We start from the raw sequence: 13,623 nt of genomic DNA, 5'->3' as shown, positions 1-13,623 counted from the left end.
CGTATGAATCTTTATAAAAATCAAATACTAGAACAAGTGATGGGTAATACTATCACTGAACGGAATATCCAAATCCTAATGATGAGGTGACACAGAATGAGCTATAAAGATCAATTAGATCCACATTCTCAAAAGTTTCACCATAATTGGACAAGACCTAAGCGTTCAAAATCTCAAGTTAATGGCCATACGCAAGAATCGCAAACAAACATTATACTAAGAAGCAATGCAAAGGCTCACAGGTGGTAACGGATATTCCCGACAAAGAAGGAGACTCTTAGCGAGTCTTCTTCTTTATATTAAATATAGTTCATCTAAACAAATCAAGGCATACATGGCTTTTCATTCATAATTATGATAACATTTACCTTTAAGATTGAAGTGATGAGCTTGGCGTGAAACTGGAGTTTTTGATTCCGATGAAAGTTTCACCTTATACAAATAGAGGACGTGAATTGTAATGATTAAAATTGAAATCCCTGCAGCGGATATAAGCATCAAACAAAGGAAGCAAGTTATAGAAGGAGACGAACCTGTCATTCCTGAAATTTACGGGTTTATCGATTTTCATTTGATTCCCCGTGATAAGGGCGGCATCATCTTGTTTTACAATGAAAACGATGAGCTGATTTTTGTCGGGAAAGCTCGTAAATTAAGACCAAGGGTCAAGAAGCATTTCGAGGATAATGTTTCTCCGATTAAAGATCATCGTAATGAAGTCAAGAAAATTGACATTCTTATAGTTGAAGACGCTATGGAACGTGAAATCTATGAAACGTACATGATCAATAAACTTCATGCCAAATACAACGTCGACAAAGTGTTTTATAAATAAGAAACACCTATGAAAAGCTGACTGCATATGCATTCAGCTTTTTTGTGTTTACATATGTACAAAAATAATTTCGTACATTTACAGCAGCTACATGTTAGGTTAACAATGTTGGTTTATATTTAGAGTATTCCAATACATTCTCAGGAGGAAGCTATTGAAGAAAATACTTTGTAAAAAGGTGTTAGTTATCTCGATCGGGACAGTGATTGCTTTTGGGAATTTAACGTGGTCCATGTCACAAGCTTCTAAACTGGCGAAACAGAGAGAAATTGAAACTTTTGAACAAAAGACAGTAACATCTTCAGGGTGGGAAATGGCGGAATAAGCACAATAGCCAATAATTTTTTTTTTCGAATTCAACAAAGAAAAGAAAAATGTATTGGATATTGAAACGTTGTTGATGAACAGCAGTTGTCAATATGGAAGTACAATAATGATAAAACTCCAATGGAGGTTCATTACACATGATGTTATGTGTGACTGGGCTTCCATTTAATTTTTGTTTTCATTTCATGAAGAATGTCAGCATCTTTCATTTATCCTTGATTGCCCATGAGCAGTATTGGAGCAATCGTGATTACATTAGTTCAGAAAAAGTATTTCGGGGCATTTTTTGAAAAAAACTTGCAAATAGTAATGATTACGTTTTATTATTAAGGAGTGTTTTTACATGAGTGATAGCTTCGGTATTTAAATCGTAATGATTTTGATTTATGTGCAGCAAAGAAATCAGGTAAAGGAGTGGTATGGATGGAGATGAAGAAAATTCCGGTTACGGTATTGAGTGGATACCTTGGTGCGGGAAAGACGACGCTTTTGAATCATATTCTTGAAAATCGGAATGACCTGAAGGTTGCCGTCATCGTTAATGATATGAGTGAAATCAATATTGATGCTTCGCTGGTTAAACAGGGAGGGTTTACCCGGACAGATGAAAAACTGGTGGAAATGCAGAATGGCTGCATTTGCTGTACGCTTCGTGAGGATTTGATGATTGAAGTGGAGAAATTGGCGAAACAAGGGAACATTGATTACATCGTGATTGAATCGACTGGGATAAGCGAACCGGTACCTGTAGCCCAGACCTTCACCTATCTTGATGAAAGCATGGGAATTGATTTATCGGAATATTGCCGGCTTGATACGATGGTCACAGTTGTTGATGGGTATAACTTTTGGCAAGACTTCACTTCCGGAGAAACACTTATTGACAGGATGCAGGCAACTGATGCTGCCGATGGCAGGGAAGTGGTCGACCTACTAATAGATCAGATAGAGTTCGCCAATGTCATCTTGTTAAATAAAATCGATCTAATGGATGCCGACGCCGTTGAGGAATTAAAGGCGGTTCTTCATAAAATGAATGCGGATGCGAGGATCATCGAAACGAATCATTCCAAGGTGCCGCTAAAGGGTGTATTGAATACACATTTATTTGATTTTGAAGAGGCAAGCCAAGGAGCGGGCTGGATAAAGGAATTGAATGAAGAGCATATCCCGGAGACCCTGGAGTACGGGATTTCATCCTTCGTTTACAGAAGGCAAATACCCTTTCATCCCGAACGGCTGATGGAGTGGTTTGAAAACTGGCCCGTACAGGTGGTGAGGGCAAAGGGGTTCCTTTGGCTGGCATCGAGAAATGATACGGCAGGTTTGCTTTCGCAGGCAGGACCGTCATTAACTTTACAAGCCGCCGGTAAATGGATCGCAGCATACCCTGGGGATGAACAACGCCAAATTTTAAAGGAAGCACCTGAATTATTGGAACGGTGGAATGCAGTATATGGGGACAGGATGACGGAGCTTGTAATGATTGGCATTCAAATGAATCAACAGGAAATCGAAAATGAATTAGATCAATGCTTATTGACGGAAATGGAGATGCAGCAGGATTGGTCTCTTTATGAAGATCGATTGCCTGCATTTACGGAAAGCGTTCATTAAAAAACTTTAGGAGGAAATGAAAATGAGAGTAAACATTACGTTAGCATGCACAGAATCAGGGGACCGCAATTATATCACGACGAAAAACAAGCGGAATAACCCGGACAGGATTGAATTGAAGAAGTACTGCCCGCGATTAAAGAAACACACGCTTCACCGTGAAACGAAGTAATTTTAAGGTTTAAATCGTAATGATTATGTTTTATTGAAGAGGATGGATATAAAAGGAGGGAAGTTCATGTTGGAATGGATCATTATTGGCGGAGGCATTCAAGGTATGACGATGGCGGCATTTTTACTTAAGTCAGGAAAAACGACAGTGGACCAGCTGGCGATCGTTGATAGAAATGAAGAACCATTGGCAAGATGGAAGCATTGTACGGAAGTCATTTCAATGCCCTATTTACGTTCTCCATCCGTACACCATTTGGATGTGAATCCATTCAGCCTGCAGAAATATGTGGAAAAGGCAGACTGGAACAATAACTTTTACGGCCAATATAAGCGGCCATCCCTAAAATCCTTCAATGAACATAGTGTTCATTTGGCTGATGATTTATCCATTAAGCAGGCATGGGTGCAAGGGGAAGTCACCTCTGCCTGCAAAACGGGACAGTGCTGGGAAATCCAATTGCAGAACAAACGACGGCTTTTAGGACAAAAACTTGTGATTTAAATTGGTATTGGTGAACAGCCTTATTGGCCTGATTGGGCACGGCAATTAAAACAAGAGCATGGGGGTCCCATTTACCACATATTCGATGAAAATATTCCGGAGCTGACACAATTACAAGGACCCATCACGATCATTGGGGCGGCATATCTTCTGTACATCTTGCTTTAAAGCTGAGTAAAAGCTATCCCAATGACGTAACGCTACTAAAGCGGCATCCATTTAGGATTCATGATTTCGACAGTGATCCTGGTTGGTTGGGGCCGAAAAAACAGCGTCCTTTCCATGCTATAACTAGCTATCAAAAAAGACGCGAGACCATTATCCAGGCCCGTAATAAGGGATCCATCCCACCTGACTTACATAAGGCGCTGATGAATCAGGTTAAACAGGGATTATTGCGTGTCATGGATGTTGAGGTGATAAGCGCTGTGTGGAGGGACGGCCATATCAGCCTCAGGGATAAAAATGAAAAGGTCATTCAACAAACGGGGACGGTCCTATTAGCGACCGGATTTAAGTCATCAATGCCAGGGAAGGATTGGCTGACGCCAGTCATCCGGTCGCATGATTTACGCTGCGCGGAATGTGGTTATCCAATTGTATCGCAGTCGTTGCAGTGGGGACCTGGTTTATATGTCACGGGTGCATTGGCTGAACTTGAAATGCTCCCGATATCCAGGAATATATCGGGAGCAAGACAGGCAGCGGAACGAATTGTGAATAGTTTATAGATTTTCATGAATTTAAGATCTTAAAAAAGGAGAATTGAAATGGCGAAAAAATCTAAGGTGATAAAAGCGCAAAAACAGCTGGCAATGGTCGAAAAGTATGCAGAACTAAGAAAGGAATTGAAGGAGAAAGGGGATTATGCCGCATTGGCCAAACTCCCGCGTGATTCCTCGCCGACAAGGGTCCACAATCGCTGTGGCGTAACAGGGAGGCCCCGTGGATATATGCGCAGATTCAACATGTCACGTATCGTTTTTAGGGAACTTGCTCATAAAGGGCAACTGCCGGGTGTCAAAAAGTCAAGCTGGTGAAGCGGGGAGAAGGAAGGTGATTTAATGGTGTTTCTTTCATTCACTTTTTATGAAAAGGATCAAGAACTAAATCTTAAGAAAAGGAGCCCTTGTTAAAAACAAGGGCTCCTACATCATTATAAAGAAGTGTTGCTTACTTGACTGCCTTTAATGCATGTTCAGATATATAGAAGTCTTTTCCGTTGTAAACGGTGATGGCGTTTATTTCCTTTTGTTTAGTGGATTTAGGAGTCTTGGTGATCACGATATTCTTATTGGCAGGCAACTCCACTTTTTGCTGCCCCTTTTTCGCTACGAAAACTGGGTTATTCGGGTCTGTCACATCAATACGGGTAGAATATCCTTTTTTCTCAAAGGAATCTTTAGCATTCATGTATAGTTTGTTCGATAATTTTTGTAAATCAAAGCCCATGAATTCGGCCATTTTTTTAGCGAGGTCTGTATTCTCCACTAATCCAGTCGGTCTTGAAGGGCCATAAGAATACAGGAATACGTCTTCCCCTGTATGACCTCCTGTTGTAAAGCCAATGTTGGCACGGTTAGCAAGCAGCTTTGTCATTTCAGTGCCTACGTTTTTAGAAGAGGTAAGTTTTGCTGTTTCTTCAGAAGTCAGATCATCAAGTCCATAAAGTGCTGCAACTTCTTTTAGATTGGAATGATCGGGTTTTAACTTACTTAAAGCTCCTTCAACCGTCATCTTCGCTTTCTTTAATGGATCGATATAGGCTGATACGGGTGTTTCCGGGTAGGAGGAATTCGTGTTTACGTTACCCATTGTAATTCCGCTGTTCCCATGGTCCGTTACAGCAATGACCATCGTGTTTCCGTCATTTTTTGCAAACTTAAGGGCTTCGTTCACGGCATCATCAAAAGCTAAAGTATCACTAATCATTCCAATCGTGTCGTTTCCGTGAGCAGCCCAGTCAATCTTGCTTCCTTCGACAAATAAGAAGAAGCCATCTTTATCTTTTTTCAAGGTTTTAAGGGCTTTATTGGTCATTTCGGCTAAAGTGGGCTCACTTGGCTTTGTTGTTTCACGGTCTAAATCATATGCTAGGGCACTTGGTGCAAAGCTTCCCCAAATTTTATTCGATTTAGAATTTAACAGCTCGTCACGGGTTTCAACAAAATCATATTTTTCTTCATCAAGCACTTCCAAAAGGTTTTCTCCATCAATTCTTGCATTTTTTGTTTTACCTGGTAAAAGGGATTCTTTGCCCCCTCCCAAAACAACGTCAATCCCCTGATAAACCTGCTGTTCCGCAATATCACCATAATTGCTTCGATGTGTCACGTGAGCGGAGAAGCCTGCGGGTGTGGCATGCTGGATTTCAGATGTAGAAATGATGCCAGTAGCCTTTCCGGCTTGTTTCGCACCCTCCAAAACGTTAGCGACTGGTTTATGGGCATTCTTCGGATTAACCGGATCGAGCCCTGGAGAATTAACGATGGTTGGCAGGACACCGACAAATTTATCATTGGATTTATTTCCTGTCGCAAGCGCTGTTGCTGCAGGAGCTGAGTCTGTAATGGCCGATTCAGCAGAATATGTACGCATACCGCCAGACAGCATTTCGTCCATCGCTAGATTATCGCCTTTATACCATCTTGAAAGGGTTGTGGCTCCTGTGCTTGTCCCATCCATCACCATCATGATGACGTTTGTTGGTTCTTTTTTCTTGTCTTTTGCCTGAACATCTTCCTTCATCGTTGAAATACCCAGTGATGAAATGGCTACCGCGCCCGCTAACGTAATACCTGCTACCTTTTTGCTCATTTTCCCCAAAATGCATACCTCCAAAAATATTATTACTTTTAGGATAAATGCAGTATATTAAGAAATTACTTCAGTTAAGTAAAGAAAGGTTTTTTATCTGTAAATTTTGCTAAAATATTGAAGAAGCGTTAAAAAGCAGAAGTCTTTAAGACTCTGCTTTTTTAGTATGCTTTTTACCTTTGGAAAAATTCAATCCACTCTTTTTCCGGTCCATATATGTAGAAATAGCGATAACCATTTGGAAGAGTGACGATCTCTTCATCAATCAGCTCGGTGTTATCCAAGCTTTTGATCCGGGCATATTCTTCTTCGATATCATCCACGGTAATGGCAAAATGGTGGATCGTTGCTTCGGATGGCAGTGTGTCGCTATATCCCTGAATCAATTCTATTTCTGTTTCATCGGACTCTTCGTAACCCAGGAATGCCAGTTCGATTACCCCATTAGTATGAGTCATGCGTGCTTTTAATTTTAAATCCAGCACATCTTGATAAAAGGCGATGGATTTTTCAAGATCTTTTACAACAACGCCAATGTGATCTACCCTCTTCACAGCCAAGAAATCTTCCTCCTTCATTAAATTCAATTTGCTAATATTAGTATATATAAGAGTATTCGGAATTAAATTACATTTTTATAGCCGTTTTTAGATAATTTTTTAAAAGATGTTAATAAAGGGAAAGTGTTGGTAAGTAATGAGAAATACCAAATGACTTCTGGGATAATACTTTTCTTCCATAATATCTATTGATTGATTCTTTTCATGTAAGAATGAAATTTAACATTTTCCAGGGCAAAAATTTGTTTCTAAATGGAATAGTAGATATACTATGGAAACAACTCCATTATTAATGGATATGAGAGGAGAGGTAGTATGGGAAAAATTCGTGAAGGTGAAATATTCACCCTTACTGATGACAGTGATGAAGGCCATGAAGTTGAGGTTTTAGGTTCATTGGATGTAGAAGGAACGGAATATGTTGCAGTAGGTTTGCTTGAAGATATTGAAGAGGATACAGATGAAGATATCGATATTTTCTTTTTCAGGGTCGAAGGCGAAGGTGAACTGCTCGATATCGAATCGGATGAAGAGTTCGAAAAGGTATCATTGGCGTTTGAAGCGGCATTTGAAGCGAAAGAATGACAAGATAAAAAGACGGAACAATGTGTGCGGCCTCAGTTTACAGACAAAAAGGTTTCGGAATGACACCATTCCGAAACCTTTTTGAGTTAAGAGAGTGCCTTAAGGCAAATTGTACAAACCCTTAAAAACTGTAAATAAACTGGACTTTCATCGAGTTTGTCTACAGTCCGACGCACAATATGTGCCGCCTTTTTTATATGTATAAAGAAAGTATTGGCCCCGCCTTCGCCAAATACCATGATAGCCACGCGTGCTATCCAGCCTTACTTAAGTATAGGGTTGTATTATTGATAGTACGTGTACTCCATATGAAGATTTTGTTAATAAACGGAGTATTTTTCCATCTCCGAGGCATAGGATAAAAAAAGTGGAGGTGTTGGAATGGCCGTTGTAAAGCACACTGATGCCGATATAGCCTTATTGGCAAGATTGCTTAGGGCGGAAGGCGAGGGCGAAGGTGATCAGGGCATGTTGATGATCGGTAATGTAGGGATCAATCGGATTAGGTCGAATTGTTCTGATTTCAAAGGGCTGAGGACGATTCCAGACATGATTTATCAGGAGCATGCCTTTGAAGCTGTACAGAAGGGGTATTTTTATCAGCGGGCACGGGACAGGGAAAAAAGACTTGCACGCCGAAGTGTAAATGGTGAAAGGATATGGCCTTCGAAATTTAGCCTATGGTACTTCAGGCCACCGGGAGATTGTCCGGCAACCTGGTATAATCAACCTCTTGTTGGACGTTTCAAGCTTCATTGCTTTTATGAACCAACAGGTACAGAATGTCCAAATATTTATAATACATTTTAAGAAAGAGGCTGAACCTTATGCGGGTTTGGCCTCTTTGTGCATCAATCCTTAACTTGGAAAAATCATATGATAAAACTGGCAAATGATTTACTGATACTGTAAAATTGAGACTGTAAATTTCCGGATAAGAAAGGAATAAAAAAATTGATGAGTAAAAGGCTTATTAATTATGGACAAGGGAAAATGGGGGAACGGGCGGAGGATAATACCGAGAAATTTAAGTCTTTCATGGAGAATAACCCGGACGCCATTTCCATTGTTGATCTGGAAGGAAATACCCTTCAAGTGAATGCAGCTTTTGAAGAGTTTTTCGGTTGGACGAATGATGAGCTCATAGGCATGCCGTTTCCAATTATTCCTGATTTCTTGAAGGAGTCAGTCAATGAGCTGCATGACCAGATTAAGGCAGGGGTACAAAAGAAAGGCTTTGAAACGGTCAGGCTAAGGAAGGATGGCCAATTAATCGATGTAAGCATTTCCTTGTTCAATATCCGTAATGATGAAAATGAGCCGTGTGCACTCGTTTTCGTTTATCGGGACATCACGAATCAAAAACTTGCTGAAGCTGCCTTGAAGGAAAGTGAGCAAAGGTATCGCAGTTTAGTTGAGGTCTCACCTGAAGCGATTTTTGTACATCGTAATGGGATAATCGAGTATATGAATCCCATGGGGGCAAAAATGCTTGGGATGGATAGTGTGGAAGATATTATCGGTAAATCGGTTTTTCAATTCGTTCACCTGGAGTCCCGGGAAAGTGTACAAAAAAGAATCGAGATCATGAGGGACGATCATCAGGCTGTTGGTTTACTGGAACAAAAGTTCATTCGACTTGACGGACAAGTATTTTATGGAGAAACACTCGGTCTTCCGATTATATATAAAGGTCAACCGGCCATACAGGTATTTTGCAGGGATATTACGGAGCGTAAAAAGACCGAAGAGCTGCTCTGTAAATCCAATATGTTATCGGCGGTAGGACAGATGGCTGCGGGCATCGCACATGAAATAAGAAATCCATTAACTACGGTCAAAGGATTTTTACAATTATTAAGGGAATACCCTGAGCAAAAGGACTATCTTGAAATGATGGTCAGTGAAGTAGAAAAAATCGAAAACCTGGCCAATGAGTTTTTGAGTTTAGCAGAGCCTGAAGCGAAGGTTTGTGAATTCATTCAGCTTAACGATATATTGGATAGTGTGATTACATTAGCTGAGTTTCAAGCGATATTGAATGATGTCGAAGTCATCAAGGAATATAATACGGATTCGGCATCTGTCTTTGGCGAACCGAATCAGTTAAAACAAGTATTCACGAATGTCATCAATAATGCGATAGAAGCCATGCCGAATGGCGGAAAACTTCATATACAGTTAAACCATGAAGGTGACTCTGCAATGATCCGGTTCACTGATCAAGGCTGCGGAATCTCAAATGAGCGCATGAAGCATCTAGGGCAGCCTTTTTATAGCACATCTGAAAAAGGAACAGGGTTTGGGCTCATGGTCAGCACTAAAATCATCCATGAGCATAATGGGGAAATTCATTTCAGCAGCGAAGTGGGAGAAGGGACGATTGTAGATATCAGTCTCCCTATCAATGAAAGTTCACAATGAAAAGTGACGAGAAGCCATGCTCTCGTCACTTTTTGGATTATAGCTTAACGATCGTCCTGCCTCTTGCTTCCCCTTTTAATAGGGTAGGAAGGACGTCAGGCAATTCTTCAAGTGTAATTTCCTGTTGAACGAGCTGTTCTAAATGCTCTAGTTTAAAGTCGGTGGCAAGGCGATGCCAAACTTTCAATCTTGTATCCATGGGGCAATTGACCGAATCGATCCCAAGAAGATTAACCCCTCTTAGGATGAAAGGAAAGACGGTGGCAGGAAGGCTTGTACCAGCTGTCAATCCACTGACCGCCACAGACCCGCCATACTTGATTTGGCTAAGGACCGATGCTAACGGTTCACCGCCGACGGGATCTACCGCCCCGCTCCACTTCTGCTTGCCCAGTGCCCGCAGCTTGCCATCATATACATCTTCTCGCGATACAATGGTCGCTGCACCGATTTTCTTCAAGTATCCATGTTCCGATTCTTTTCCTGTACTCGCCTCAACGGAATAGCCAAGTTTGGAAAGGATCGAGACAGCGAAACTGCCGACCCCGCCAGTTGCACCAGTGACGAGAACGTTCCCTTGCTCAGGGGTGAGGTTATTTTCTTCCAATCGCAGAACCGATAGTGCTGCAGTGAAACCGGCCGTTCCGATGATCATCGCCTCTTTCATTGTAAGGCCATCAGGTAGCGGGACGATCCACTCTGCAGGAACACGGGCAAACTGACTATAGCCTCCTGATTGGGAAACGCCAATCCCGTAGGAGGTCGCAATGACTTCGTCTCCTTCTTTAAAGCGGGAATCCTCAGATGAAATGACAACACCAGCCATATCAATGCCCGGAACGATCGGATAGCTGCTGACGATGTTTCCATTTGGAATGGCTGCAAGGCTATCTTTATAGTTCACACCGGAATAATGAACACGGATGAGCACTTCGCCTTGAGGTAGATCATCAAGTGATAGTTGCTGAATGTTAACGGTGAATTGATCATCTTGCTTGTTCACGACTAAAGCATCAAATTGCTGAATCATGGTACGTTCCCCCTTATAATAATGAATCTACCCCATTATAAAAGAAAAAATATAGGAATGTATAATGATACAATTCGAAATAAGTAGCGCTCGCTTTTCTTTCTGCTTCTAAAAATGGTACTATTAGATTTGATTCAGTTCATATTAAAGGAGATGTTTTACATGGCTAAAAAAGGATACATACTTATGGCAAACGGAGAAAAAATCGAATTCGACCTTTTCCCGAACGAAGCACCGAACACAGTGGCTAACTTCGAAAATTTGGCAAACACAGGATTTTATAATGGAGTGGTCTTTCACCGTGTCATTCCTGGTTTCGTAAGCCAAGGCGGAGATCCAACAGGTACAGGTGCAGGCGGAAGCGGCACGCAAATCAAATGTGAAACAGTAGGAAACCCTCACAAACATGAGGCAGGCAGTCTATCTATGGCACATGCAGGAAAAGATACTGGCTCAAGCCAATTCTTTATCGTGCACGAACCACAACCGCATCTTAACGGGGTTCACACAGTATTCGGTAAAGTGACATCTGGACTTGAAACAGCCAAAGCTATGAAAAATGGCGACAAAATGGAAAAAGTGGAAGTTTTTGACGCTGAATGATGAAAGCGAAAAGAGGGGGCATTATGCTCCCTCTTTTTTTTGCACTGTTCATGAGCGAAAACAGGGGAAATATAAAGTCATTTTGGTGTGATGCTTTCGGTGAAACGATAGTTGACCTCTGTCAAGGTTTCTGAAATATCCCATAATCTTTTTGAAGTTTCTTCATTATATAAGGTATCGATGATATCGTCTTTTCTAGGAAAGCCTTTTCTGCTCTTCTTTCCATCGGGTCCGATATACTCCCCGCCTGTTAATGTAGGTTCAGTTGCGGCATAAAGGGTAGGCAAGGCTCCCATACTTGCCGGCTGGGTGATGGTTTTCGAAAGAAAGTGCACGAATCTATTTATGGGTTGGCCAGATCCTCGTGACATGAGATTAGTATGGGAAAGGCCAGGATGACAGGCAACACTGATCGGGGTTGCATCATGCTGGTTGAATTTATTCTGTAATTCGCGGGCGAAGAGTAGATTGGCCAGCTTGCTTTGCCCATAGTATTTCATTGGTTTATAACCGTTTTCACCATTTAAATTTTCGAAGTCTATATATCCATTGATGGCGGCCAAGCTGCTCAATGTGACCACACGCGATTTTGGCGTAGAAAGGATACGCGGAAGAAGGAGACCTGTCAAAGCAAAATGACCGAGATGATTGCTGCCGAATTGAAGCTCAAAACCATCCTTCGTTTTACTGTAGGGAGGAATCATCACACCTGCGTTATTGATGAGGACGGAGAGAGATTCATAGTTTTCCTGAAAGGAGTCAGCAAAATGACGAATGCTGCTTAAATCACTTAAATCGAGCTGCATCACGCGTACATTTGCTTTAGGGTGGACCCCTAAGATTCTATCGACCGCCTTTTCTCCCTTTGAAGCATTCCGGACAGCAAGGATGATCTCTGCTCCCTTACCGGCCAGTGCAAAAGCCGTTTCGAAGCCAAGGCCACTATTGGCACCTGTAATCACAATGGTTTGCCCTGATACATCTGCCATTTCTTCGCCATTCCACTTTTCAATCATCTAACCACACCTTTCCACCAGTCTATACCTATCATATACCCAAATAATTCCTATATGTCACATAATGTGGCGGGAATCAGGTGCTGAATTCTATTTTTTAAAAAAAGCTCTTTTCGTAAAGATTGTTGTTTTTAAAACGAAACGATTTAAGGTTGATTGAAGCGGAAGTGCGAGACTCCTGCGGGAGCAGCGGGACAGGTGAGACCCCACAGGCGTTCACGCCGAGGAGGCTCACCGCCCGCCCCGCGGAAAGCGAGCAATGGAGGGGAAATCAACCACACCGCATTACTTGGTGAATAGCAACAAAGTATGCGAAAACAGCCTTTTAAAAAAATTAGCCCCCCATTAAGTAATCCATTATATTTTTCATGATCAGAATGACGGTTACTATGATAAATAATACTCTTACATATGCCACTCCCTTCTTAATGGCGAATTTAGAACCGGCCAAGGCTCCAGCTATCATGGAGATCCCCATCGGTATTCCATAGGAAAAGTTGACGGTATCAAGGAATATGAACATGATCAGTGCTGCCAAATTACTTCCGAAGTTCAAAAATTTTGCATTTCCTGCAGAGTGCAAAAAATCAAAGCCAATCATTAAAAAGGCAAACAAAATGAAAGATCCTGTTCCAGCACCCAAAAAACCATCATAAAAACCAATGGCAAATATAGCGAACGCAAATAGTGCAGTCTTTTGCCATGTGAGTTTATGGTAAGTCGATTTCTGTCCCCAGTCCTTTTTAAAAAAAGTATAAATGGCAATAGCTATTAATAGAACCAAGATCATTGGCTTTAATAATTCAGGGGAGACGAAATTGACAACCCAAGCTCCTAGCAGGGAACCTATGAAAATTAGTGGGAAAAGTTTGGAAACCAGTTTAAAATCAACCTTACCTGAGCGAATGAAGGCAATGGTACTTGTTAAAGACCCCATGGAACTTGCTAACTTATTCGTTGCGATCGCTGCTGAAGGGGAAAGTCCTGAAAATAATAAAGCGGGTATGGAAATCAGGCCACCGCCCCCGACTACAGAATCAATGAATGCTGCCAAAAATCCGAAAAACATCAGCAGCAAAAGTGTTGAAATTTGTATATCCTCCATCTAAGAAGCCTCCGTATCAATGGGATTA

At 41.5% G+C, this 13,623-nt stretch carries 17 protein-coding genes; 12 read left to right on the top strand and 5 right to left on the bottom strand.

Annotation, left to right across the window (positions count from 1 at the left end):
• Positions 1 to 96 precede the first annotated feature (96 nt).
• From MPH60_RS18375 to rpsN, 8 genes are all read left to right on the top strand, one after another.
• Positions 97 to 249: a YpzG family protein gene (locus MPH60_RS18375; RefSeq protein ID WP_072272311.1), complete on the top strand. Its 153-nt coding sequence runs from the start codon at positions 97 to 99 to the stop codon at positions 247 to 249.
• Between the two features lie 205 nt (positions 250 to 454).
• Positions 455 to 835, top strand: coding sequence for a nucleotide excision repair endonuclease (locus tag MPH60_RS18370; protein WP_170971597.1), 381 nt, complete (start codon positions 455 to 457; stop codon positions 833 to 835).
• A 154-nt stretch (positions 836 to 989) separates the two neighbouring features.
• A complete protein-coding gene (locus MPH60_RS18365; RefSeq protein WP_156500230.1) occupies positions 990 to 1,160 on the top strand; it encodes a hypothetical protein in 171 nt (56 codons plus the stop codon).
• A gap of 425 nt (positions 1,161 to 1,585) precedes the next feature.
• Positions 1,586 to 2,779: a GTP-binding protein gene (locus tag MPH60_RS18360; RefSeq protein WP_272492851.1), complete on the top strand. Its 1,194-nt coding sequence runs from the start codon at positions 1,586 to 1,588 to the stop codon at positions 2,777 to 2,779.
• 22 nt (positions 2,780 to 2,801) lie between these two features.
• The gene (gene rpmG, locus MPH60_RS18355; protein ID WP_034310390.1) at positions 2,802 to 2,951 is read left to right on the top strand and encodes a 50S ribosomal protein L33; all 150 of its coding nucleotides are present in this window, start codon (positions 2,802 to 2,804) and stop codon (positions 2,949 to 2,951) included.
• A gap of 66 nt (positions 2,952 to 3,017) precedes the next feature.
• Positions 3,018 to 3,455 carry an FAD/NAD(P)-binding protein gene (locus tag MPH60_RS18350; RefSeq protein ID WP_241593978.1) on the top strand — a complete coding sequence of 146 codons (438 nt, stop codon included), beginning with the start codon at positions 3,018 to 3,020 and terminating at the stop codon, positions 3,453 to 3,455.
• 254 nt (positions 3,456 to 3,709) lie between these two features.
• Entirely contained in the window at positions 3,710 to 4,186 is a 477-nt protein-coding gene (locus MPH60_RS18345; protein WP_241593980.1) for a hypothetical protein, read from the top strand.
• 39 nt (positions 4,187 to 4,225) lie between these two features.
• A complete protein-coding gene (rpsN, locus tag MPH60_RS18340; protein ID WP_241593982.1) occupies positions 4,226 to 4,495 on the top strand; it encodes a 30S ribosomal protein S14 in 270 nt (89 codons plus the stop codon).
• A gap of 133 nt (positions 4,496 to 4,628) precedes the next feature.
• Here the strand turns inward: rpsN and MPH60_RS18335 are convergent, their stop codons facing one another.
• Together MPH60_RS18335 and MPH60_RS18330 are read right to left on the bottom strand one after the other, a co-directional pair.
• Positions 4,629 to 6,272, bottom strand: coding sequence for an alkaline phosphatase (locus MPH60_RS18335; protein ID WP_241594031.1), 1,644 nt, complete (start codon positions 6,270 to 6,272; stop codon positions 4,629 to 4,631).
• Between the two features lie 173 nt (positions 6,273 to 6,445).
• Positions 6,446 to 6,850, bottom strand: coding sequence for a VOC family protein (locus tag MPH60_RS18330; protein ID WP_241615855.1), 405 nt, complete (start codon positions 6,848 to 6,850; stop codon positions 6,446 to 6,448).
• 297 nt (positions 6,851 to 7,147) lie between these two features.
• On the opposite strand from MPH60_RS18330, the gene MPH60_RS18325 reads away from it, so the two are divergent.
• The 3 genes from MPH60_RS18325 (at position 7,148) to MPH60_RS18315 (ending at position 9,841) form a co-directional block, all read left to right on the top strand.
• Entirely contained in the window at positions 7,148 to 7,417 is a 270-nt protein-coding gene (locus MPH60_RS18325) for a DUF1292 domain-containing protein (RefSeq protein WP_137020263.1), read from the top strand.
• A gap of 381 nt (positions 7,418 to 7,798) precedes the next feature.
• Positions 7,799 to 8,227 (top strand): cell wall hydrolase, encoded by a 429-nt coding sequence (locus MPH60_RS18320; RefSeq protein WP_137020264.1) that lies wholly within the window; start codon positions 7,799 to 7,801, stop codon positions 8,225 to 8,227.
• A gap of 147 nt (positions 8,228 to 8,374) precedes the next feature.
• A complete protein-coding gene (locus MPH60_RS18315) occupies positions 8,375 to 9,841 on the top strand; it encodes a PAS domain-containing sensor histidine kinase (RefSeq protein ID WP_241593986.1) in 1,467 nt (488 codons plus the stop codon).
• Positions 9,842 to 9,878: 37 nt separating this feature from the next.
• On the opposite strand, the gene MPH60_RS18310 is transcribed toward MPH60_RS18315, so the two are convergent.
• A complete protein-coding gene (locus tag MPH60_RS18310; protein ID WP_241593987.1) occupies positions 9,879 to 10,871 on the bottom strand; it encodes an NADPH:quinone oxidoreductase family protein in 993 nt (330 codons plus the stop codon).
• Positions 10,872 to 11,033: 162 nt separating this feature from the next.
• Here MPH60_RS18310 and MPH60_RS18305 point away from each other — a divergent pair, with 162 nt between their 5' ends.
• Positions 11,034 to 11,474, top strand: a complete 441-nt coding sequence (locus MPH60_RS18305) for a peptidylprolyl isomerase (protein WP_202315618.1) — start codon at positions 11,034 to 11,036, stop codon at positions 11,472 to 11,474.
• 77 nt (positions 11,475 to 11,551) lie between these two features.
• Here MPH60_RS18305 and MPH60_RS18300 read toward each other — a convergent pair whose 3' ends face one another.
• Entirely contained in the window at positions 11,552 to 12,490 is a 939-nt protein-coding gene (locus MPH60_RS18300) for an oxidoreductase (RefSeq protein ID WP_241593989.1), read from the bottom strand.
• A 334-nt stretch (positions 12,491 to 12,824) separates the two neighbouring features.
• On the bottom strand, positions 12,825 to 13,595 hold the full coding sequence (locus MPH60_RS18295; protein WP_241593992.1) for a TSUP family transporter: 771 nt from the start codon (positions 13,593 to 13,595) through the stop codon (positions 12,825 to 12,827).
• Positions 13,596 to 13,623 lie beyond the last annotated feature (28 nt).

Origin of the sequence: Peribacillus sp. Aquil_B1 (assembly GCF_022603275.1) — a bacterium.
In the GTDB taxonomy this organism is placed as follows: domain Bacteria; phylum Bacillota; class Bacilli; order Bacillales; family DSM-1321; genus Peribacillus.
Note: the sequence above shows the minus strand (reverse complement) of the source record. Positions and strands in the feature narration are given on the sequence as shown.

Excerpts from the sequence above, each read along its gene's own strand:
- MPH60_RS18375 (WP_072272311.1), top strand. The coding sequence starts at position 97 with ATGAGCTATAAAGATCAATTAGATCCACATTCTCAAAAGTTTCACCAT.
- MPH60_RS18360 (WP_272492851.1), top strand. The coding sequence starts at position 1,586 with ATGGAGATGAAGAAAATTCCGGTTACGGTATTGAGTGGATACCTTGGT.
- rpmG (WP_034310390.1), top strand. The coding sequence starts at position 2,802 with ATGAGAGTAAACATTACGTTAGCATGCACAGAATCAGGGGACCGCAAT.
- MPH60_RS18350 (WP_241593978.1), top strand. The coding sequence starts at position 3,018 with ATGTTGGAATGGATCATTATTGGCGGAGGCATTCAAGGTATGACGATG.
- rpsN (WP_241593982.1), top strand. The coding sequence starts at position 4,226 with ATGGCGAAAAAATCTAAGGTGATAAAAGCGCAAAAACAGCTGGCAATG.
- MPH60_RS18335 (WP_241594031.1), bottom strand. The coding sequence starts at position 6,272 with ATGAGCAAAAAGGTAGCAGGTATTACGTTAGCGGGCGCGGTAGCCATT.
- MPH60_RS18330 (WP_241615855.1), bottom strand. The coding sequence starts at position 6,850 with ATGAAGGAGGAAGATTTCTTGGCTGTGAAGAGGGTAGATCACATTGGC.
- MPH60_RS18325 (WP_137020263.1), top strand. The coding sequence starts at position 7,148 with ATGGGAAAAATTCGTGAAGGTGAAATATTCACCCTTACTGATGACAGT.
- MPH60_RS18320 (WP_137020264.1), top strand. The coding sequence starts at position 7,799 with ATGGCCGTTGTAAAGCACACTGATGCCGATATAGCCTTATTGGCAAGA.
- MPH60_RS18315 (WP_241593986.1), top strand. The coding sequence starts at position 8,375 with ATGAGTAAAAGGCTTATTAATTATGGACAAGGGAAAATGGGGGAACGG.
- MPH60_RS18310 (WP_241593987.1), bottom strand. The coding sequence starts at position 10,871 with ATGATTCAGCAATTTGATGCTTTAGTCGTGAACAAGCAAGATGATCAA.
- MPH60_RS18305 (WP_202315618.1), top strand. The coding sequence starts at position 11,034 with ATGGCTAAAAAAGGATACATACTTATGGCAAACGGAGAAAAAATCGAA.
- MPH60_RS18300 (WP_241593989.1), bottom strand. The coding sequence starts at position 12,490 with ATGATTGAAAAGTGGAATGGCGAAGAAATGGCAGATGTATCAGGGCAA.
- MPH60_RS18295 (WP_241593992.1), bottom strand. The coding sequence starts at position 13,595 with ATGGAGGATATACAAATTTCAACACTTTTGCTGCTGATGTTTTTCGGA.